Below are 19,605 nucleotides of genomic sequence, written 5' to 3'. Positions count from 1 at the left end.
ACACGGCCCGGAACAGGCAGGATCCCGCCGCGCGGGCCCCGCGCGCGGCGCAGCGGAGCGTCCGGCCCCACGGAGATCGGGGAGAGCGCCCCCAGCGGCCAACGGGCTGCCGGCCCCCCGCCCGCCGTGCTTCCATGCCCGGATGATCAGAAGACGTCACGACAGCGACCTCGACGCCTGTGTGGCCGTCCTGGCCGAGGTGCACACCCACAACGGCTATCCGCACCACTGGCCGGACGATCCGGCGCGCTGGCTGACCCCCGACGGGCTGACCGCCGCCTGGGTCGCCGAGACGGACGGCACGGTCACCGGCCATGCCGCGCTGTGCGGCCCCGAGGTCAGCCGGCTGTATGTCGCCCCCGCCGCCCGCGGTGCGGGCCTCGGCGGACGGCTGCTGCGCGCCGTCGAGGCGGAGGCGGCGGCCCGCGGACTGCGGCCCGTACTGGAGGTGAAGACCACCGACACCACGGCCATCGCCCTCTACGAGCGGCTGGGCTGGCGGCGCCGCGCCACCGAGCGGCAGGACTGGGGCACCGGCGAGGTGGTCACGGTGCATCGCTACGAGGCGCAGCCGGCGCGCCCGGCGCATTGAGCGCCGGTCCCACCCTCCGCTGACGTGTCGCCCCCCGTCGCCACCCCCGTGATCTGCCAAGGTGGACGGGGCCGCCCTTCATGTGATGGGCCCACGATCGACCCGCCGTCGTGGAGTGGAGGAACGGATGCAGCGGACCGCCCCGGATCCGCGGCCTGAGCCGGACCCGGATCCGCCGGTGGGCCTGCCGGTCCTCCCGGAACTCGCCGCCCACCTCGCCGCGGCCGCCGACCGCACCGAACCCGAGCCCTTGGGCGGCGCCGCGCCGCTGCGCACCGCGGCCTGCGGCTACTGGGAACGCCGCGGCCTGGTCACCACCCCTGACCGGGTGCTCGCCGCCCCCGGGGCGCCGGCCCTGCTGCTCGCGCTGTACGCCGCGGCCGGCGGCGCCGTGGTGCTGCCGCGGCCCTGCTCCGCGTCGTACGCACCCCCCGCCCGGCTGCTCGGCCGGCCGGTGCACCTCGCCCCCGTACCCGCCGAATCGGGCGGGGTGCCCGACCCGTTCGCGCTGCTGGAGACCGTCCGCCGGGCCCGGATGCACGGCGACACCCCCCGCGTGCTGGTCCTTTCCGTCGCCGACGACCCGACCGGCACCTGCCCCGCGCCGGAACAGCTGCACGAGGTCTGTGAGGCGGCGGCGGACGAAGGGCTGTGGGTCATCAGCGACGAGAGCCGCCGCGATCTGCTGCACGATCCGCATGACACCGTGGTGCTCAGCCCCGCCGAGATGCTGCCCGACGGCGTCGTGGTGCTCACCGACCTTCGGGCCACGCTGGTCCCCGCCTCCTGGCCCGCCGCCCTGGCCCGCTTCCCCGGCACCGACCGGGGAACCGTCCTCCGGGCTGCCGTGCTGGACGCGCTCGCCGCGGTCCGTACACCGCTTCCGGGGCCGCTCGGCTGCGCCGTCACCCATGCGCTCGGTGAGTCCGACGAGGTGCGCGCCAGGACGGCCACCGTCGCCCGGGTGTACGGCGCCCTCGCCGCGGCACTTCACCACACCGTCACCGAGGCCGGTGCCGTCTGCCGTCCGCCGCACTCCGGCAGCCATCTGTACGCCGACTTCGAGCCGCTGCGCCGTCCCCTCGGGGCCCGCGGGATCGTGGAATCCCATGCGCTGGAACGGAAGTTGGCGCCCTGGGCGGCGCGCGGCGGACACCACTTCGGTGACGCGCCGGGCGCGCTGCGGGTACGGCTCGGCGCCGAGGCGCTGCTGGGCGCCGACCGGGAGCAGCGGCGGCGCGCCCTGGCGGCCCCCGATCCGCTGGAACTCCCGCACATCACCGAGGTGCTGACCGCCCTGTCCCGCGCACTGGCCGGGCTCACGACATCCGCGGACGGCTGACCGCCCCGGCGCCCGCCCGCGCCCCATCTCACCCCGGACCCGCCCCGGTTCTGTCCACCGAAAGGAGCCCCTCGATGACCGAACAGACCGAGCGCTCCCTCGCCGAGCAGCCCCCCGACACCGAGCGGCTCCCGCCCGCCGCACTCGGCGAGGCCGTTGAACGGGGCGGGGGAGCGGGCCACACCCCGGGCCCGGCCACCGGGCAGACCCCCGGACAGGCCACCGGACAGGCCACCGGGCAGGCCACTGGGCAGGCCCCCGGACAGGCCCCCGGACAGGCCACCGCGGACGCGCCGGTCCTCCCGCACGCCACCGCGAACGCGCCCGTCCTCCCGCAGGTCACCACGGACGCGCCCGTCCTCCCGCACGCCACCCCGCCCCCGCTCACCGCACCCCGCCCGCTGGGCGAACCCCGCACCTGGCCGCGGGACTTCACCCACCGGCTGACCGCGCCGCTGCCCGGCGTCCGCGCCCTGGCCCGGATCGCCCGGGAGGGCAAACTGCGCCCGCCGCCCGAGACGCTCGCCGAGATCCAGCAACTGCCCTTCGAACCGGGCCCGATGCCGGCCGCCGACACCACCACCCTCGCCGTCACCTGGGCCGGGCACGCCAGCTGGATCATCCGGATCGGCGGACTGACCGTACTGACCGACCCGGTCTGGTCCCGCAAGATCCTCGGCACGCCCGCCCGGGTCACCCCCGTGGGCGTCCGCTGGGAAGACCTGCCGCCGGTCGATGCCGTCGTCATCAGCCACAACCACTATGACCACCTCGACGCCCCGACCCTCAAGCGGCTGCCGCGGCACACCCCGCTGCTGCTCCCCGCCGGAATGGCGCCCTGGGCCCGCCGGCGCGGCTTCACCCGGGTCACCGATCTCGACTGGTGGGAGGCGGTCGAACTGCCCGCCCCCGGCGGCCCCGTACGCGTCGACTTCGTCCCCGCCCACCACTGGAGCAAGCGGACCCTGACCGACACCTGCCGCTCCCTGTGGGGCGGCTGGCTGCTGACCGCGCCCGACGGGCGGCGGATCCACTTCGCCGGGGACACCGGCTACGGCCACTGGTTCGAGGAGATCGGCCGCCGCTACCCCGGCATCGACCTGGCGCTGCTGCCCATCGGCGCCTACGACCCGCGCTGGATGCTGCGGCCGGTGCACACCGACCCGGAGGAGGCGGTCAAGGCCTGCCAGGACCTGGGCGCCCGCGCCCTGGCCCCGATGCACTGGTCGACCTTTCTGCTCTCCGGCGAGCCACCCCTGGAACCGCTGCACCGGGTCCGCGCCGCCTGGGCCGCCACCGGACGCCCCCGCGCGGACCTCTGGGACCTGCCCGTCGGCGCCTCCCGGGTGCTGGCCGCGCGCTGAGCGGATGCCGGCCGCACGCTGAGCGGATGCCGGTCGCATGCTGAGCGGGTGCCGGCCGCGCATTGGGCGCGTCCGCGGACCGGAACGGGCGTACCGCGGGCGGGACTTGAGGTCCTATGACCCACCCTCGCCACGGGCCGGTCCGAGGCGTCGCCAGACGGCCGGCGCCGCCGCGATCACCACGGTCAGGGCGATCGCCATGGCCACGCCCTGCCACGCACTGCGGAACAGCGAGCCGCTCAGCAGCCCGATGAGCTGATACGTCGCCGCCCACGCCAGACACGCCGGAACATCGCCACGGACGAACCGCCGCAGGGGCATCGCCGCGAGCAGACACGCCAGCATGACCGGGATCCGCCCTGCGGGCACCAACCGGGACAGCACCAGTACCAGGACGCCGTGCTCCCGCAGCTTGTGCTGCGCCTGGGCCAGCCGCTCCGGTGCGGCGCGGGCGCGCAGCCGGGCCAGCCAGCGCGAACCGTGGGGGGAGTGGCTGCCGCGCCGTCCGAGCGAATAGAGTCCCACATCGCCGAGGAATGCCGCGGACGACGCCACCACGAAGACCATCAGCAGGGCGAACGGCGAGGTGTGATGGAAGGCGACCACCGCCGCCGAGCTGACCAGCGCCCCGGTCGGCACCACGGGCACCAGCGACCCGAGCACCACCAGCAGGAACAGCGACGGATAGCCGACCACCTGCTGCGTCGACTCCGGCGGCACGCTCGGCACCAGCTCACCGAAGAGCGTCATCACACGACCTTCGGCCGGACCGACTCGCCGTGCCCGAGCCGGTGCACCGTCACCTCCGGCGCCAGCAGCGCCATCTGCCGCTCGAACTCCTGGCCCGGCGCATGGAATTCATGCGGCCGTACGGCATCCATCCCGATCGGCCAGTACGTGCCGTAGTGCACCGGGACCGCGCAGCCCGGCGCCAGCCGCACCGCCGCCTGCGCCGCCCGCCGCGCATCGAGATGGCCGTGCCCGAGGAACGGCCCCCAGCCGCCCACCGGCAGCAGCGCCACCTCGCACGGCCCGACCTCCTCCGCCATCTCCTCGAACAGCCCGGTGTCGCCCGCGAAGTACGTCCGGGCCGCGCCGCTCACGACATAGCCGAGCGCAGGCACCCGGCGCGGTCCGTAGGGCAGCCGCCGCCCGTCGTGCGCGGCGGACACCGCACGGACCGTCAGAGCGCCGGCCGCGCACTCCTCGCCCGCCCGCAGCTCGGTGACCCGCAGCGCACGGGCCGCGGCCACCCGCCGCAGCCCCGGCACCGCGGCCGTCGCCCCGTGCGGCACCACCAGCCGGGTCCCCGGCGCGAGCCGGGCCAGCGAGGCGGGGTGCAGATGGTCGGCGTGCAGATGCGAGACCAGGACGACATCGGCCCGCGCGGCCTCGGCAGGCGGCAGCGCGCCCCGTCGGCGCCGCAGATGGGCCAGCCGGCGCACGAACAGCGGGTCCGTCAGCACCCGCACCCCGGAGTCCTCGACCGTCACAGTGGCATGCCCCCACCAGGTGACCTCCACCGACACCGAGCACCTCCCGTCCCGACGCGCCGCCCCGTTCCGCGGGCGGCCGCCTAGCTTCCCGTGTGTGGTCCTCCCGCTTCCCGTGTGCGGTCCTCTCGATCCTCCACCATCCGGCCCGGAAAAAGGCCGGCGGGGGAGCGACCGGCCCGGCGCACCGGGTGCCCCGACCCGGTCCCGGGCGCGCCGCCAGAGCCGTATCGGCGCGACTGAGCGGCGCGTCCCCGTATCAGCGGATGCGCGTGCAACGCCGTATACGGGGCAGCACTTGTGCCCGCGGCACCTGGTGCCATGCTGGCGGCAGGCCCGCACGGCCGGGGCGGGCCGGAGGGTGAGGTGGAACGGCGTGCGGATGCCGCGGTGGAAGGCCCTCAGCGGTGCCCTGTTCCGGGTGCTCGCGGTCTGGCTCGTGTCCAGCCTCACCCTGCTCGCGCTCGCCGCGCTGCTGCCCGACTTCCGGCTGCAGTCGCCGGGCGGCGACAGCCTCACCCGTACCGCCGTCACCGCCGCGCTGGGCGCCGGCGCGTTCGGCCTGCTCAGCGCGCTGGTGTGGCCCGTTCTCGTGCGGGCCCTGCTGCTGGTGCCGGCGCTCGTCCTCGGACTGCTGGTCTTCTTCCTCAACGGCTCCCTGCTGCTGCTCGCCCTCGATCTGATCCCCGAGGGGCGCGGGCAGGCCGCACCGGAGACCGCGGTGATCGTCGCGGCCGTGATGTCCGCGGCCTCCTCCGCCACCTCCGCCTTCCTCGCGGTGCGCAATGACGAGGCCTACCACCGCAGACTGGTCCGGCTCGCCGGACGCCGCCGCGGCCGCCGGGCCGGCCCCGCCCGCGGCCCGGCCTCCCCGGGCACGGTCTTCCTCCAGCTCGACGGAGTGGGCCACGACCTGCTGTGCGAGGCCGTCCGGGGCGAGCAGCCGCTGATGCCGACCGTCGCCCGCTGGACCGGCGCCGGCCACCGCCTCACCCCCTGGCGCACCGACTGGTCCAGCCAGACCGGCGCCAGCCAGCTCGCCCTCCTGCACGGCAGCAACGAGGACGTACCGGCCTTCCGCTGGTACGAGAAGGACACCCGCACCGTCGTCGTCAGCAACCGGCCCAGCAGCGCCGCCGAACTCCAGCGCCGCGCCATCGAGCGCACCGGCGACGGCGGACTGCTCGCCTACGACGGTGCCAGCCGCGGCAACCTCTTCAGCGGCGGCGCCGACCAGGTCGCCCTGGTGATGTCGGTGGCGGCCCGGCGCGGCAGGTACAACCGCTCCCGCGCCGGCTACTTCGCCTACTTCTCCGACCCGGCCAATGCGACCCGTACCGCCGTCTCCTTCGCCGCCGAGGTCGTCCGCGAGCTCGTCCAGTCGCTGCGTACCCGCTTCCGCCGCGAACTGCCGCGGGTCACCCGAGGCGGCCTCTACCCCGTCATCCGGGCCTTCGCCACGGTCGTCGAGCGCGATGTGGTGGTCGCGGCCGTCATCGGTGACCTGCTCGCCGGCCGCACCGCCATCTACGCCGACCTCGTCGCCTACGACGAGGTGGCCCACCACTCCGGGCCCGCCCACCGCGATGCGCTCCAGGTCCTGCGCAGCCTCGACCGGGCCATCGCGCTGATCGCCAGGGCCGCCCGGCACGCACCGCGCCCCTACCGCATCGTGCTGCTCTCCGACCACGGCCAGAGCCACGGCCCGACGTTCCTGGAGCGCTACGGGCTGAGCCTGGGCGATCTCGTCCGCGCCGGCTGCGGGCTGCCGGTACCCCGCCGCGCGGGACGCACGCCGAGCGGAGCCGAGGCCAGGGAGGCGGCGCGGGCCGCGCTGCACCGCCCCGAGGAGGCCGCGCCGCACCGCCCCGAGGAGGCCGCGGGACAGCGCCCGGAGCGGACGGCGGGCCCGGGCTCCTCCCAGCCCCTCGTGCTGGCCTCCGGAAACCTCGGTCTGGTGTCCTTCCCCGACGTGCCCGGCCGGATCACCCGCGAGGAACTGGACCGCAGACACCCCGCCCTGCTCTCCACCCTCGCCAACCACCCCGGCATCGGCTTTCTGCTGGTCCGCTCCGCGGTGCACGGCCCCGTGGTGCTCGGCCCGGCCGGCGCCGAGCACCATCTCGACACCGGCCGCCTCATCGGCGCCGACCCGCTGGCACCGTTCGGCGACGGCGCGGCCGACGCCGTACGCCGCACCGACCGCTTCCCGCATGCCGCCGACATCATGGTCAACTCCGCCTGTGACCCGAAGACCGGCGCGGTACACGCCTTCGAGGAACAGATCGGCTCGCACGGCGGGCTGGGCGGCGCCCAGAGCCGGCCCTTCCTCCTGTGGCCCGCCGAACTCACCCCGCCGGCCCCGGACGGCGCGACGCTGACCGGCGCCGAACAGGTGCACCGGGTGCTCCGCCGCTGGCTGGGGGAGGCCGAGGGGCCACAACTGCCCCTGGGACCCGCGGCGGACGAACTACGGCGCGGAGTGCGTCCGCCCGAAGGTTTTCCACCCCCGGACCCCGCCGCGCAGGACAAATCCCGTTGATTTTGGCGGACGCCACCGATCGCCGACGATGAGCACCGCTCGGTAACCCCGGGTGCACAGCGCACGACGAGAGGCCCACCACGCCATGGACGACCGGCACACGCGCCGCTTCGGTCTGGGAACCGCCACCTGCCTAGTGATGGGCAACATCATCGGTGGCGGCATTTTTCTGCTGCCGGCATCGGTGGCCCCGTTCGGCACCGTCAGCCTCGTCGCCTTCGGCGTACTGACCGTCGGCGCCGTCGCCCTCGCCCTGGTCTTCGGCCGGCTCGCCGAGCGCCACCCGGACACCGGAGGCCCCTACGTCTACGCGCGCGAGGCGTTCGGCGACTTCGCCGGATTCCTCTCCGCCTGGTCGTACTGGACCATGACCTGGGTCAGCAACGCGGCGCTCGCGGTCGCCATCGTCGGCTACGTCCATGTCCTGCTCCCCGGCCGCCCCACCGACGCCACCGACCTCGCGATCGCGCTCGGCGCGCTCTGGCTGCCGGCCCTCGCCAACTTCGCCGGCACCCGCTACGTCGGCCTGGTCCAGACGGTCTCCACCGTCCTCAAGTTCATCCCGCTGCTCTTCATCGCCGTCGTCGGCCTGTTCTTCTTCGACCCGGCCAACCTCGGCTCGTTCCACGAAGGCAGCGGCAGCGCGCTCGGCGGGATGTCCGCGGCCGCCGCGATCCTGCTCTACTCCTACGTCGGTGTGGAGTCCGCCGCGATGAGCGCGGGCGAGGTCCGTGACCCGGAGCGGAACGTCGGCCGGGCCACCGTCCTCGGCACCATCGGCTCCGCCGTGGTCTACCTCCTGGGCACCGTCGCCGTCTTCGGCACCGTCGCCCACGACAAGCTGGTGAAGTCCCAGGCGCCGTTCTCCGACGCGGTGAACGCGATGTTCGGCGGGCACTGGGGCGGCACGGTCGTCGCGATCGCCGCCGTCGTCTCGATCATCGGCGCCCTCAACGGCTGGACCCTGATGAGCGCCCAGTCCCCGTACGCCGCGGCCAAGGACGGGCTGTTCCCCGCACCGTTCCTGACCAAGCGGCGCGGTGTGCCGACCTTCGGAGTCCTGGCCGCCGTCGTCCTGGCCAGCGCCCTCACGGTGATCAACTACCTGATCGGCTCCGGCGGCGTCTTCGAGATCCTGGTGCTGATCACCACCTTCTCGGCGACCGTGCCCTACCTCCTCGCCGCCGGCGCCCAGGTCTACTTCCTGCTCACCGGCCGCCGCGACAAGGTCCGCCCCGCCCGCTTCGCCCGCGATCTGACCCTCGCCCTGACCGCCTTCGGCTTCACCTTCTGGCTCGTCGCCGGCGCCGGCTACGCCGCGATCTACCAGGGCGTGCTCTTCCTGTTCGCCGGCATCCTCGTCTACGCCTGGATGGCGGCCCGTCGTACGGCGCGCCAGGGGGAGGAGGCGGCGACCTCGCTGCCTACGCCCGCGGACCACGAAGCGGTTCCCCCGCCCGCCGCAAGTGCCGCAGTGCCTCCGCATACGACCTGATCAGCCCGGTCTCGTGGTACGGGACACCCAGCTCGGCGCAGTACGCCCGCACGATCGTCTGCGCACGCCGCAGATGCGGTGTCGGCATGCTGGGGAAGAGGTGGTGCTCGATCTGGTAATTGAGCCCGCCGAGCAGGAAGTCGGTCAGCGCCCCGCCCCGGACGTTCCGTGAGGTCAGCACCTGACGGCGCAGGAAGTCCGGCCGGGCGCCGCCCGTCAGCGTCGGCATCCCCTTGTGATTCGGCGCGAAGGTGCACCCCAGGTAGACACCGAAGAGTGCCTGGTGGACGAGCAGAAAGGCGAGCGCCCTACCGGGAGACAGCACCAGGAACAGCGCGCTGAGATACAGGACGATATGGGTCAGCAGCAGCGCCGCCTCGCTTCCCCAGTGCTTCATGGTGGGGGAGCGCAGCGCCCGGATGCTCGACACTCGTAGGTTGAACCCCTCCAGCGTGAGCAGCGGGAAGAACAGCTGCGCCTGATAGCGGCCGATGAAGCGGGGCAGCCCCGTGGCGGCCCGCGCCTGGTCCCGCGACCACACCAGGATGTCCGGTGCGACATCCGGGTCCAGCTCCTCATGGTTGGGGTTGGCGTGATGCCGGGTGTGCTTGTTCATCCACCAGCCGTACGACATCCCCACACCGAGGTTGCCGAACAGCAGACCACCGACCTCACTAGGCCGGCGCCCGCGGAAGACCTGACGGTGCGCCACATCATGGGTGACCAGCGCGACCTGCGCGAACACCACCGCCAGGAACGCTGCCACGGCCATCTGCCACCAGCTGTCACCCAGCGCGAAGAACGCCACCCAGCCACCGGCGAACGCCATCGTCACGAGAGTGAGCCGCACGGCGTAGTAGCCGGGCCGGCGCTGCAGCAGCCCCGCCGCCACGATGCGGCGCGACAGCCGTGCGAAGTCACTGCCCGCGGACGCCGCCGGACCGCCGGCCGAACGGAAGAACTCAAGACTCGTCGTCATACCGACGAGTCTTCTGACCCGGTCCCCGCCCCGACAGCCGGTCCACCCCCGCACCGAGCCGGGGGTTACCGCTACCTCAGGGGGGTGCCTGCCTCCCCGCGGCGGGGTGCCGGGCACCCGGGCGGGGTGTGCATGTCGTCCATGACGGACGGGGTGTGCGGATCATCCGCCGTTCGGTGTCCGGCCGGGCTCCCCGGCGCCGCCACCACCCTCCGCACCGGCCTGGCCCGACAGGTCGACCTGGCCGTTGCCCTGGCTGAAGACGGGCAGCGCCCGCACCAGGTCGGGGGGAAGGGCGAGGCCCTCCTCGGTGGACGGGTTGACCGCCAGCCACAGGTCGTCCGCCGGCCAGTTCGCGGCCAGCTCGACGACGGGGATGCTGAGCGCGGCACCGGGATCTCCCCCGGCCGCCACCAGCGCGTCCTCGGTGGTGAAGACGGGGATGTACCGATTGCCGTCCTGCTCGATCACCGGCAGCGAGATGGCGCCCTCCGGACGCGCCTCCTCGCCCTCGACCGGCGGTGCCTGCGGCAGCAGGGCCATGCTGTTCGCGAGTTCGACCAGGGCGGCCTGGGTATCCGCCGCCTCCGCCGCGGACGGCGCTCCCTCGGGGGACGAGGCCCCGCTCGGGGGCGCGTTTTCGTCGGGTGTCGGGGTGCTCATGGCTTGTCCTCTCGTCGGCGTCGCTCACCGGCCACCCGCTCGACACGGGCGGACACGGGTTTGCCGCAGTCGCCGCCGGATGCCGCCCAGCGGCACGGGGCCGGGGCAAGCGTGGCAATACCCCCCAGGCTATGCCGCCCCACGCTCTGCGCAACGTTCACGACTCCTCGGGGCCGGTCCCTCCCCTGTGACCTGGGCTTCTCGTGCCGAAACGGTCAGCTCGGCGACGGCAGCAACGCCAACCGCTCCACCGCCGTCCGTGTGCGGACCTGACCGGAGTGCAACGCATCGCCGCCGGTCCGTCCCACGGCTTGGCGGTTCCGCCCGACGGCACCGTGCTCACGTGGGGCTGGATACGCCACGAACACGGCGCAGCCATCGCGACGACGACTGTTCGGACTCACCCCGCACCGGCCCATCAAAGAAGCCGAGACCATACTGACTGCTGATGCACGAGGAGAACTGACCAGGCTCAGATGGGGGTTGCATGATTGCGGGGTCCGACTGTCCGGCTTCGATGACGAGTCGCTCGAAGCTCCTGCTCCGCCGAACGGCGGTACACCTCGGCGCAATGCATCTGAGTGGAGCGCTGCTGGCGCTCACTTTCCTTGTCCCGCCGGCGTGGGCTCTGGACGCCTATGGAGCGGCACCGGCCGGCGATCCCACAGCAGACGTGCCGCCGTTCATGATCTTCCTGGCCGCCCTGCTCGCCTGCGTGACCTTCCACGTGATGGTGCAAATTCCCTCAGGCCTTCTGGGCAGCTGGCTCGGCAGAAACAGGGGAGCGCTCGTCAGCTACGCATTCGCCCTGACCGTGGCCGGCACGCTCACACTCGCCTTCCTGTGGGGCGTCCTGCGGGTAGGCAACGTCGCCGAACTCACCGACTTGTGGGTCGACTTCATGGCGCGCGGCTCATTGGCTCTGGCCGGGTACGTCGGGCTGACTTCCCTTTGGGCCCGCCCTTCACGACCCGCATGAGCCGTTAGCGAGGCGTGCTCCCACGTACATCCACGGGCAAACTTCGACCCCCTACGGTTGAGTTCAGTCAATGTTGTTCACCGTGCAACCATCGTGAACCGTTGCCAGTCCTCCACATGCAACACGAATTCGTCAAACTGTGGAGGGGATCTCTCTTGCGTAAGCGTCCTGTCGTCGCTGCTGCCGCCGCTGTCACTGCCGGCGCGCTGTCCTTTCTCGCCGCCGCCCCGGCTCAGGCCGCGGAGTACCACTCAGCATTGAAGATTCGCGGCGTTCAGTACGACGCGCCCGGTCGGGACTCCAACAGCTGCTCCTCGGGCAACACCGACGAGGAGTACCTGACGATCAAGAACTACTCGTCTTCGGCGACCATCAACCTCAAGGGCTATGTCGTCAAGGACGCCACCGGCAATCGCTTCACCTTCACCGCCAGCCACTACCTCCAGCCCGGCGACTACGTGAAGCTCCGTGGCGGCCACGGCACCGACAGCGACACGTACAACGTGGTCTACCGCGACAACTGCAACTTCATGTGGAACAACGACCGCGACACGATCTACCTGTACAAGCCCTCCGGCAGCCGCTCGGATGTCCACGCCTACACGAAGAGCGGCTCCGACTCCGACGGCAATGGCTACATCGGCTATCACAGCTGAGCGAGATACCCGCGCCCCACCTCCTGAACAGAGGTGACTGCGCACCACCGCGCACACAACACCGCCGAGCAAGGCCGTACAGGACCCGGCACCACATCCGACCACCCCGTACGGTCTTGCCGCACTCCATCAGCCGCGGACGTGCGCCGCCCATGCGCCCATGCACTCTTGTGCAACTCGCAGTTCCCACACATCGTTTGAGTGGATATCGCTCGGCGTTTTGAACGCCTCAAGGGGAGGGCGGTGGGGTGTGGGCGCAGTAACTCCGTGGGCGAGGGAGACATTCGGCAGTCTGGCCGGCCGGCTGGCCGAAGTCATCCCGGCTTGCCTCTTGCAGGCCCATGACAGGGCCCGTCACGGCCATGAAGGTGTCAACACACAGACATTGGAAGCGTACGGTCACGGGCTGCACGCGGTGCAGTACGAGGCGCTGGCAGCCGGCTTGGCGCCCTTCGAAGGTGCAACGCCTATACGGCTGCAGGGCCGCACGGTGATGGTCATCAACGACAACGTCATCTACCCCATTCGGTACGCGAAGAAGGATGTCCCTGTGACGTCGGCGCGATTGCCTCGATCTGTGGGTTTCCGTGCGGATCTGATCAGGCGCCACGGGCCGGAACCCATGCAGCAGACGCTTGACCTGGGCCTCGATGAACTCGATGAACCGGAAGTGCACCCGGATATCGCGCTTCTCCCGCCGGAGTACCAGTTGATCACCGTTGCCTACGCCTGCTCCATGGAGCGCGGCGTTATGCGCGTGGAATGGGGCATCGCAGAGTTACGACGCGAGGACCGCTACCTCATCTGGCACAAGCACGAGCCACTCCTTCCTCCAGCTGACCCGCGCGCCGCGTAGGCATGTGCCTGGCCCCCTTCTTTCATTACCTCCCGAGTAATCGACCCCCACCCCACCACCCGGCAAGGTGAAGGCATCGGTTCACGGGCCGGCGCACTCCGGCCCGTGGATCGGTGCCAGGCAGTGGTGCTGTTCGAGCATCACGCATTCACGCATGACGCATCACGCGTGATGGATGACGAGGAGTGGGAGTACGTCATGACGCAGCATCAGGAGCAGGTCGCTCAGCAGGCGCCTAACGCCGGCGATCAGTACACGGTTGCCGTTTCGCGGTACTTCGAGGCGTGGAATGCGCGCGAGGAGGGGGCGTTGGGCAAGGCCGTTGGGGCGGCGTTCTGTGAGGACGTCACCTATACCGATCCGTTGGCCGATGTCGTGGGGCATGACGGGCTGGTGGCCGCGATCGCCGGGGCTCACGCGCAGTTCCCCGGTTATGAGTTCCGGCAGCTGGGTGAGGTGGACGGGCACCACGACATTGCGCGGTTCGGGTGGGAGTTGGTCAGTGTGGTGGACGGGGCGGCGCCGGTGGCCGGGTTCGATGTGATGCGGCTGGGGGAGGACGGGCGGATCCGGTCCGTCCTCGGGTTCTTGGACCGGGTGCCTGCTGTTTGAGTCCGGCAGCCGAACCCGGCGGCGCTACGACCTCACCTCGCCCCGCAAATACGCCGCCGTCTCCGGATCGGCCGGCAGGAAGGTTTCCACCGCCAATTCGGAGACGGTCACGTCCATGGGGGTGTTGAAGGTGGCGATGGTCGAGATGAAGGACAGCACGGTGTTGTCGTGTTCGATCACCATGGGCAGTGCGAAGGGTGCATGGTCGCCGAAGGCCGCCACCTCACGGCCGCCCGGTGGCAGGGGGTAGGCGCGCACCTCGTCGTAGAGCGCGCGCAGGGGGGCGGAGCGCATCAGGGCCAGCTGCCGCTCCATCTGGGAGAGAAGGTGGCCGCGCCACTCGCGGTAGTTGCGGATGCGGGGGGCCAGGCCTTCGGGGTGCATGGTGATCCGCATGGCGTTCAGGGGCGGCTGCAGCAACGAGGGGGCCACGCCCTCCAGCAGCATGCTGATGCCGCGGTTGGCCGCCTGGACGTGGTAGGTCCCGTCGACCACCAGCGCGGGGAACGGTTCGTAGCCGGTCAGCAGGCGTTCCATACCGGAGCGCAGGGCGGCCATCGAGGGGTCGTCCAGCGGGGTCTCCGGGAAGGTCGGGGCGTAGCCCGCCGCGATCAGCAGGGCGTTGCGCTCCCGTACGGGGACGTCGAGATGTTCGGCGAGCCGGAGGACCATCTCCTGGCTCGGGCGGGAGCGGCCGGTCTCGATGAAGCTGATGTGGCGGGCGGAGGAGTCGGCGCGCAGAGCCAGCTCCAGCTGGCTGATCCGGCGCCGGCCGCGCCATTCACGCAACAGTGTGCCCACGCCCGTGGTCGTCTCCGGCGAGGACGCCGCAGCAGTTGTCATGGGAGGGACGGTAGCCGAGGGGTGGGGATGCGGGCAGGTCGAGCTGGGGGAACGAGCCGGGGGCGGGGGCCCGGACGGGAGGGGGTGGGTGCCGTGCTGCCGTTACGGGGGAAAGGGGCGGCGGCGTGCCAGGGTGGGAGTGGTGGCCGGCGCGGCAGGAGGCGGCGGCCGGACAGTGATACGTATCGGGAGCCGGCTCATCGGTGCCGGCACACGGCGAGAGGCGAGCGCGATGAATGCTCAGGTGGAACCGCTCAGCGCGACGGAGGTCGAGGAGCGTCTCGCGGAGCTGCCGGGATGGTCCGTGGAGGGTGAGCAGCTGCGCCGGCACTACCTCTTCCACGGGCACTTTCCGGCCGCCGCCATGGTCCTCCACATCGCGCAGATCCAGGAGGAGTTGGGGCACCATGCCGATCTCACCCTGGGCTACAACCGGATCGACATCGCGGTGAACACCCACAGCATCGGCGGCCGGATCACCCACCTCGACTTCGGTCTCGCCCGCCGTATCGAGGAGATCGCGCCGGGCCACGGGGTGCGCTGACCCGGCGCGGGCTCAGCTGCCGGTGCGGGGCCGTACCACGCGCCCCGCACGTGCCAGTTCCACATTGAACTGGGCGCCGGACAGCAGCGACAGATGGGAGAACCACAGCCAGATCAGGAACACCACCGGCCCCGCGAGCGAGCCGTAGAGCCGGTTGAAGGTGCCGACGTACGAGGCGTAGAGGGCGAATCCGGCGGAGGAGATCAGCCAGAGGAGCACGGCGACCACGCCGCCGGGGGCCGCCCTGCGCACACCGCGGGAACTGGGCGGTCCGGAACGGAACAGCACCATCGCCAGCACCGTGGCCAGGAGCAGCAGCAGCGGCCACTTCAGCACGTTCCAGGTCGCCTCGCCCGCCTCCCCGAGCCCCACGGCCCGGCCCAGTGCGGTCGCGATCGGCCCGCTCACCAGCAGCGCCACCGCGCTGCTGATCAGCAGCGCCATCAGCAGCAGCGCCGTGCACAGGATGCGCGGCGCCTTCCGCCACGGCGGCCGGTCGTCCTTCGTGCGGTGCATGGCGTGCAGCGCACGGCGGAACACCGCCAGATAGCTGCAGGACGACCACAGCGCGCTGATCAGGGCGCCGCCCACCACCACCCACGCGGCGGTCTGTTGCTGCGCCATGCCGACCAGCGCCCGGTGGACGGTCGGGCCCGCCTCGGCCGGGGCGAGCGAACTGATCTGGTTGATGAGCTGTTCGGTGGCCGGCGGATCGGCGAGACCGATCAGCGACACCGTGACGATCAGCGACGGCAGCAGCGCCAGCACCGAGTAGTACGTCAGGCTCGCGGCCCAGTCCGTCACATCGTCGTGCCACACGGACAGTGGCGTACGGCGCAGCGCGGTACGGCACTGGGCCCAGGTCGGCAGCGCGGCCGGCTGCCTCGGCCCCGCCGCCCCGAGTGCCCGGTCCAGCAGTGTCCGGTCCAGCTCGCGGCGCATACCGCTCCCGCCCATGTCGTATCCGTCCTTTTCTCCGTCGGTCCGCCCTGCATCATCTCCCGGCCCGGCCGCCGCCCACGACACACGGCCGTCCGGTGCCCCGCTCACTCCAGCCCGCGCGCCCGCCTGAACCGCACCAGCGCGTCCGCCAGGTCCACCACGGGATCCGGGTAGTCGTACGCCGCGCGTTCGGGCCCGGACAGCTTCCACGGCTGGTGCACCGCCGGGCCCGCGAGCCCCGCCAGCTCGGGTACCCAGCGCCGTACGTACGCGCCCTCGGGATCGAACCGCCGGGCCTGGACGAGCGGGTTCAGCACCCGGTTGGGCCGGGTATCGGTGCCGGTCCCGGCCACCCACTGCCAGTTGAGCTGGTTGTTCGCCACATCGCCGTCCACCAGCAGGTCCAGGAAGTGCCGCGCGCCCACCCGCCAGTCCACATACAGCGTCTTGGTCAGAAAGCTCGCCACCAGCATCCGGGCCCGGTTGTGCAGCCACCCCTCGTGCAGCAGCTGCCGCATCCCCGCGTCGACCACCGGATAGCCGGTAAGGCCCTCCTTCCAGGCCGTCACCTCGGCGCCGTCATAGCGCCAGCGGTCGCCCTTGGTGCGGTAGTCGGCGCGTGCCGCACCGGGCCGGGCCGCCAGCACCTGATGGTGGAAGTCCCGCCAGGCCAGCTGCCGTACGAAGGCCTCGGCACCGGCGTCGCTCCGGCCGGACGCCTTGTGCACCAGCTCGACCGGCGAGAGGCATCCGAAGTGCAGATACGGCGACAGCCGCGAGGTGGCATCGCCGGGCAGATCGTCCTGGCGGTCCTGATAGCCGGCCATTCCCGACCGCTGCCAGGCCCCGAACCGGCGGCGCCCCGCCCGCTCGCCGCCCTCCGGCAGCGCGGGCGACGGCTCGCCGGCCGGGCACAGAACCTGCGCGGACGGCAGCTTCTCGGACCGCACCTCGGCGGGGACCCGTACGGAGCGCGGCGCGGGCAGCACCGACCGCCGCCCCGCGGCCTGCCAGCGCCGGAAATACGGGGTGAAGACCGCGAAGTGGTCCTTGCCCGGCCCGGAGGGCAGCACCGCGCCGGGCGGCTGCGCGGTGATCACCGCGTCATGGACCACCAGGGAACGCCCCGCCGCCGCCAGCTCCGCGCCCAGCCGCCGCTCCCTGCGCAGCGCGTAACCGCTCACCCCGGCCGCGAGGTGCACCTCCCCGGCCCCGGTCTCCGCGGCAACCCGGCAGGTCTCGGTGACCACGTCCCCCGTACGGATGACCAGCCGACCGCCCCGTTCGCGCAGCCCCGCATCCAGATCCGCCAGCGCATCGGCCAGAAACGCCGCCCGGTTGGGCACCATGAACCCGGCGCCGGCGATTCCCGCGTCGACGACGAACAGCGGTACCACCTGTGGCGCGGCCCGCAGCGCGGCATGCAGCACCGGCTGATCGTGCAGCCGGAGGTCGGAGCTGAACAGGCAGAGCGCTACATCCATGCCCTACGTCTACACCGAACCGCTGCCTCGCGAGCCGCCTGCCGCGGCGCCCGAGGGTCAGGCGAAGGGCAGCCCGCGCCACGGCGAGGACGGGTCCTGGGTGAGGACGCGGTGGAGATGCACCGCCTCCGCGTACTGCGGCCCGAACCAGCCGTTGTCGAACGCCAGCATCCGGCCCAGGGCATAGCCCGCGGCGAACTCCTCCCACGAGCCGTACACCTCCCTGGCCCGCGCGATGACCTGCTGCACGGCCTGCTCGGCCTGGTGCGGTGCGCACAGCCGGGCGCCCAGGCCCCAGCGGACGAGATTGACGGCATGCGCATGGTCCAGCGCGACCAGGGACACCACCCTGCCGTCGGCCGGCAGCAGCCCGTCCGTGCGGAACCGCTCCTCGTAGCGGGTCACGAGCTCGGGGACGGCGGGGGTGTCCGCGGCGTCCGGGGAGCCCGCGGCCTCCGGCTCCTCGCCGGCCGCGTCCTTTTGGCCCTCGGCCGCCCGGGCGCGTGCGCGCAGCGCCGTCTCGGTCTCCGCCGGGACGAACTGCCCGCCGAGCAGCTGGTCCAGACGCTGCTGCCAACTGGCGGGGTCGGTCACCGACCACTGGTCGCGCAGGGTCTGCGCGTCCGCGGCGTGGTCGAGGAAGGCCGTACCGAGTTCGTTCCACGGCACGCTGTGGTGCACCGCGATCGGCGCCCCGCACGCCAGCCCCTGGGCGACGGGGCCGTGCAGCGGACCGCCGTAGTGCGTGACGAGCATTCCGCCGGGCCGCACCCCGCCCTGGGCGCGGAGCCGCAGCCAGCCGGCGCGGTGGGTGCGTGACGCGGCGAGGTACGCGGCGCACGGCGTCCCGGGGTTCACCGCGAGCCGCCACTTGTCGTTCGGCCAGTCCTGCGCCAGTTCCTCCACCGAAACGCGGTCGAAGAACTGCTGCGCCTGCCACGGCGGCAGCATGCCGCGGGTCAGGACGGGAATGCACTTACCGCCCGCCGCCGGGTCGTCGTAGACGGGCAGCGGGTCCTGCCCCTGCTGCGGGACCGCCAAATACAGATCCTCACCCGCGATCGCCGCGACCTGACCGTCCCAGTCCCCACGTGCCGTTGCTTCGCACAGCCGCCGCTCGGTATCCGTCGGCGGCATCCATCCCGGAGTAGCCACAGGCCAAGACCCTACGATCACCCGCTCTCCCGCGGGAACCTGGGGTTGCCGGCCCGGCAAGGAAGATTGCATGCGCACCATCCGTCACGGAGGCTCGGAGCATGAGCAACCCCGACCGGCCCGGCCCCGGGCACCACCACCCGCACGACAGCGCCCACCCCGACTGGGAGGTGCTCGGCCCGCACCTCGAACGGGGCGCCGAGCTGTACACACCGCTCTACGAACAGGTCGCGGACTGGCTGCGTGAGCCGGCCACCGGCGCGCCCGGCCCCGGCTCGGGCGGAGTGCGCAGAGTGCTCGACATCGGCAGCGGGCCCGGCGTCGTCAGCTGTCTGCTGGCCCGCGCCTTCCCCGACGCCGAGGTGGTCGCGGTGGACGCGACCGAGGCACTCCTGGAGCGGGCCCGCGACCGGGCCGTCCGCCTCGGCCTCGGCGACCGGGTCCACACCCATCCCGCCGAGCTCCCGGACGGACTCGACGCCCTCGGCGGCGCCGATCTCATCTGGTCGAGCAAGGCCCTGCACCACATCGGTGACCAGCGTGCCGCGGTCGCCGCCCTGGCCGGGCATCTGCGGCCCGGCGGACTGCTCGCCATCGCCGAGGGCGGTCTCGCCCCGCGCTTTCTGCCGCGCGACCTCGGTATCGGCCGCCCGGGGCTGCAGTCCCGGCTCGACGCGGCCGGCGAGGAGTGGTTCACCGAGATGCGTGCGGCGCTGCCCGACGCCGCCGACGAGACCGAGGACTGGCCCGCCTTCCTCGCCGACGCCGGTCTGCGCACCCCGCGGACCCGCAGCTTCCTGCTGGATCTGCCGGCCCCGCTGTCCGCCGGTGCCCGCGCCTACGTCGTGGCCAACCTGACCCAGGCGCGCGACATGTACGGCGACCGCTTCGACGAGGACGACCTCGCCACCCTCGCCCGCCTCACCGATCCCGAGGACGCCGCCGGTATCACCCGCCGCCCCGACGCCTTCTTCCTGTCGGCGCAGACCGTCCACACGGCACGGGCGCAGTAGCCCACGGGGCGGCGGCCGGCGCCCCCGCGCCGGCCGGCCGTCTCCGCCCGG

At 72.5% G+C, this 19,605-nt stretch carries 19 protein-coding genes; 11 read left to right on the top strand and 8 right to left on the bottom strand.

All coding sequences use genetic code 11. The annotated features are described in order from the left end of the window. Positions 1-142 precede the first annotated feature (142 nt). The 3 genes from STRNI_RS07455 (at position 143) to STRNI_RS07445 (ending at position 3,298) form a co-directional block, all read left to right on the top strand. Positions 143-592, top strand: a complete 450-nt coding sequence (locus STRNI_RS07455) for a GNAT family N-acetyltransferase (protein ID WP_159485124.1) — start codon at positions 143-145, stop codon at positions 590-592. Between the two features lie 127 nt (positions 593-719). Continuing rightward, entirely contained in the window at positions 720-1,934 is a 1,215-nt protein-coding gene (locus STRNI_RS07450; RefSeq protein ID WP_159485122.1) for an aminotransferase class I/II-fold pyridoxal phosphate-dependent enzyme, read from the top strand. A 74-nt stretch (positions 1,935-2,008) separates the two neighbouring features. Beyond that, positions 2,009-3,298, top strand: coding sequence for an MBL fold metallo-hydrolase (locus STRNI_RS07445; RefSeq protein ID WP_277410778.1), 1,290 nt, complete (start codon positions 2,009-2,011; stop codon positions 3,296-3,298). Positions 3,299-3,412: 114 nt separating this feature from the next. Here STRNI_RS07445 and STRNI_RS07440 read toward each other — a convergent pair whose 3' ends face one another. Together STRNI_RS07440 and STRNI_RS07435 are read right to left on the bottom strand one after the other, a co-directional pair. Then, positions 3,413-4,048 (bottom strand): DedA family protein, encoded by a 636-nt coding sequence (locus tag STRNI_RS07440; protein WP_266442804.1) that lies wholly within the window; start codon positions 4,046-4,048, stop codon positions 3,413-3,415. After that, positions 4,048-4,827, bottom strand: a complete 780-nt coding sequence (locus STRNI_RS07435; RefSeq protein ID WP_018090513.1) for an MBL fold metallo-hydrolase — start codon at positions 4,825-4,827, stop codon at positions 4,048-4,050. The genes STRNI_RS07440 and STRNI_RS07435 overlap by 1 nt, the downstream gene beginning before the upstream one ends. A 346-nt stretch (positions 4,828-5,173) precedes the next feature. On the opposite strand from STRNI_RS07435, the gene STRNI_RS07430 reads away from it, so the two are divergent. Further along, the gene (locus tag STRNI_RS07430; protein ID WP_277413210.1) at positions 5,174-7,333 is read left to right on the top strand and encodes a phage holin family protein; all 2,160 of its coding nucleotides are present in this window, start codon (positions 5,174-5,176) and stop codon (positions 7,331-7,333) included. 85 nt (positions 7,334-7,418) lie between these two features. Then, the gene (locus tag STRNI_RS07425) at positions 7,419-8,828 is read left to right on the top strand and encodes an amino acid permease (RefSeq protein ID WP_018090515.1); all 1,410 of its coding nucleotides are present in this window, start codon (positions 7,419-7,421) and stop codon (positions 8,826-8,828) included. On the opposite strand, the gene STRNI_RS07420 is transcribed toward STRNI_RS07425, so the two are convergent. Next, positions 8,758-9,807 carry a fatty acid desaturase family protein gene (locus tag STRNI_RS07420; protein WP_148592194.1) on the bottom strand — a complete coding sequence of 350 codons (1,050 nt, stop codon included), beginning with the start codon at positions 9,805-9,807 and terminating at the stop codon, positions 8,758-8,760. The two genes, STRNI_RS07425 and STRNI_RS07420, sit on opposite strands and share 71 nt — an antisense overlap. Positions 9,808-9,969: 162 nt before the next feature. Continuing rightward, entirely contained in the window at positions 9,970-10,470 is a 501-nt protein-coding gene (locus STRNI_RS07415) for an SseB family protein (RefSeq protein ID WP_018090517.1), read from the bottom strand. A gap of 571 nt (positions 10,471-11,041) precedes the next feature. Between STRNI_RS07415 and STRNI_RS07410 the strand changes: the two genes are divergently transcribed. The 4 genes from STRNI_RS07410 to STRNI_RS07395 all read left to right on the top strand — a co-directional run bounded on the left by STRNI_RS07410 (position 11,042) and on the right by STRNI_RS07395 (position 13,573). Then, positions 11,042-11,449 (top strand): hypothetical protein, encoded by a 408-nt coding sequence (locus STRNI_RS07410; protein ID WP_277410777.1) that lies wholly within the window; start codon positions 11,042-11,044, stop codon positions 11,447-11,449. Between the two features lie 116 nt (positions 11,450-11,565). Next, the gene (locus STRNI_RS07405; protein WP_381844903.1) at positions 11,566-12,105 is read left to right on the top strand and encodes a lamin tail domain-containing protein; all 540 of its coding nucleotides are present in this window, start codon (positions 11,566-11,568) and stop codon (positions 12,103-12,105) included. Positions 12,106-12,355: 250 nt separating this feature from the next. Continuing rightward, positions 12,356-12,961, top strand: a complete 606-nt coding sequence (locus tag STRNI_RS07400; protein ID WP_018090520.1) for a hypothetical protein — start codon at positions 12,356-12,358, stop codon at positions 12,959-12,961. A gap of 198 nt (positions 12,962-13,159) precedes the next feature. After that, positions 13,160-13,573 carry a nuclear transport factor 2 family protein gene (locus tag STRNI_RS07395; protein WP_277413209.1) on the top strand — a complete coding sequence of 138 codons (414 nt, stop codon included), beginning with the start codon at positions 13,160-13,162 and terminating at the stop codon, positions 13,571-13,573. Between the two features lie 24 nt (positions 13,574-13,597). On the opposite strand, the gene STRNI_RS07390 is transcribed toward STRNI_RS07395, so the two are convergent. Beyond that, the gene (locus STRNI_RS07390; protein ID WP_159485112.1) at positions 13,598-14,416 is read right to left on the bottom strand and encodes a helix-turn-helix domain-containing protein; all 819 of its coding nucleotides are present in this window, start codon (positions 14,414-14,416) and stop codon (positions 13,598-13,600) included. A gap of 232 nt (positions 14,417-14,648) precedes the next feature. Between STRNI_RS07390 and STRNI_RS07385 the strand changes: the two genes are divergently transcribed. Next, complete coding sequence (locus STRNI_RS07385) at positions 14,649-14,960, top strand: 4a-hydroxytetrahydrobiopterin dehydratase (RefSeq protein WP_026169787.1); 312 nt, start codon at positions 14,649-14,651, stop codon at positions 14,958-14,960. 12 nt (positions 14,961-14,972) lie between these two features. On the opposite strand, the gene STRNI_RS07380 is transcribed toward STRNI_RS07385, so the two are convergent. The 3 genes from STRNI_RS07380 to STRNI_RS07370 form a co-directional block, all read right to left on the bottom strand. Continuing rightward, entirely contained in the window at positions 14,973-15,917 is a 945-nt protein-coding gene (locus tag STRNI_RS07380; protein WP_018090524.1) for a YihY/virulence factor BrkB family protein, read from the bottom strand. 89 nt (positions 15,918-16,006) lie between these two features. Next, on the bottom strand, positions 16,007-17,386 hold the full coding sequence (locus STRNI_RS07375) for a cryptochrome/photolyase family protein (RefSeq protein ID WP_277410776.1): 1,380 nt from the start codon (positions 17,384-17,386) through the stop codon (positions 16,007-16,009). Positions 17,387-17,443: 57 nt separating this feature from the next. Continuing rightward, positions 17,444-18,523, bottom strand: a complete 1,080-nt coding sequence (locus STRNI_RS07370) for a DUF1266 domain-containing protein (protein WP_277410775.1) — start codon at positions 18,521-18,523, stop codon at positions 17,444-17,446. A 119-nt stretch (positions 18,524-18,642) separates the two neighbouring features. Between STRNI_RS07370 and STRNI_RS07365 the strand changes: the two genes are divergently transcribed. Then, the gene (locus STRNI_RS07365; RefSeq protein ID WP_159485107.1) at positions 18,643-19,554 is read left to right on the top strand and encodes a class I SAM-dependent methyltransferase; all 912 of its coding nucleotides are present in this window, start codon (positions 18,643-18,645) and stop codon (positions 19,552-19,554) included. Positions 19,555-19,605 lie beyond the last annotated feature (51 nt).

The organism is Streptomyces nigrescens (genome assembly GCF_027626975.1).
GTDB classification, from domain to species: domain Bacteria; phylum Actinomycetota; class Actinomycetes; order Streptomycetales; family Streptomycetaceae; genus Streptomyces; species Streptomyces nigrescens.
This window is presented reverse-complemented; position numbering and strand designations above follow the sequence as displayed.

Coding starts and splice junctions, on each gene's coding strand:
- STRNI_RS07455 (WP_159485124.1), top strand. CDS start 143: ATGATCAGAAGACGTCACGACAGCGACCTCGACGCCTGTGTGGCCGTC.
- STRNI_RS07450 (WP_159485122.1), top strand. CDS start 720: ATGCAGCGGACCGCCCCGGATCCGCGGCCTGAGCCGGACCCGGATCCG.
- STRNI_RS07445 (WP_277410778.1), top strand. CDS start 2,009: ATGACCGAACAGACCGAGCGCTCCCTCGCCGAGCAGCCCCCCGACACC.
- STRNI_RS07440 (WP_266442804.1), bottom strand. CDS start 4,048: ATGACGCTCTTCGGTGAGCTGGTGCCGAGCGTGCCGCCGGAGTCGACG.
- STRNI_RS07430 (WP_277413210.1), top strand. CDS start 5,174: ATGCCGCGGTGGAAGGCCCTCAGCGGTGCCCTGTTCCGGGTGCTCGCG.
- STRNI_RS07425 (WP_018090515.1), top strand. CDS start 7,419: ATGGACGACCGGCACACGCGCCGCTTCGGTCTGGGAACCGCCACCTGC.
- STRNI_RS07420 (WP_148592194.1), bottom strand. CDS start 9,807: ATGACGACGAGTCTTGAGTTCTTCCGTTCGGCCGGCGGTCCGGCGGCG.
- STRNI_RS07415 (WP_018090517.1), bottom strand. CDS start 10,470: ATGAGCACCCCGACACCCGACGAAAACGCGCCCCCGAGCGGGGCCTCG.
- STRNI_RS07410 (WP_277410777.1), top strand. CDS start 11,042: ATGCATCTGAGTGGAGCGCTGCTGGCGCTCACTTTCCTTGTCCCGCCG.
- STRNI_RS07405 (WP_381844903.1), top strand. CDS start 11,566: ATGCAACACGAATTCGTCAAACTGTGGAGGGGATCTCTCTTGCGTAAG.
- STRNI_RS07395 (WP_277413209.1), top strand. CDS start 13,160: ATGACGCAGCATCAGGAGCAGGTCGCTCAGCAGGCGCCTAACGCCGGC.
- STRNI_RS07390 (WP_159485112.1), bottom strand. CDS start 14,416: ATGACAACTGCTGCGGCGTCCTCGCCGGAGACGACCACGGGCGTGGGC.
- STRNI_RS07385 (WP_026169787.1), top strand. CDS start 14,649: ATGAATGCTCAGGTGGAACCGCTCAGCGCGACGGAGGTCGAGGAGCGT.
- STRNI_RS07380 (WP_018090524.1), bottom strand. CDS start 15,917: ATGGGCGGGAGCGGTATGCGCCGCGAGCTGGACCGGACACTGCTGGAC.
- STRNI_RS07375 (WP_277410776.1), bottom strand. CDS start 17,386: ATGGATGTAGCGCTCTGCCTGTTCAGCTCCGACCTCCGGCTGCACGAT.
- STRNI_RS07370 (WP_277410775.1), bottom strand. CDS start 18,523: ATGCCGCCGACGGATACCGAGCGGCGGCTGTGCGAAGCAACGGCACGT.
- STRNI_RS07365 (WP_159485107.1), top strand. CDS start 18,643: ATGAGCAACCCCGACCGGCCCGGCCCCGGGCACCACCACCCGCACGAC.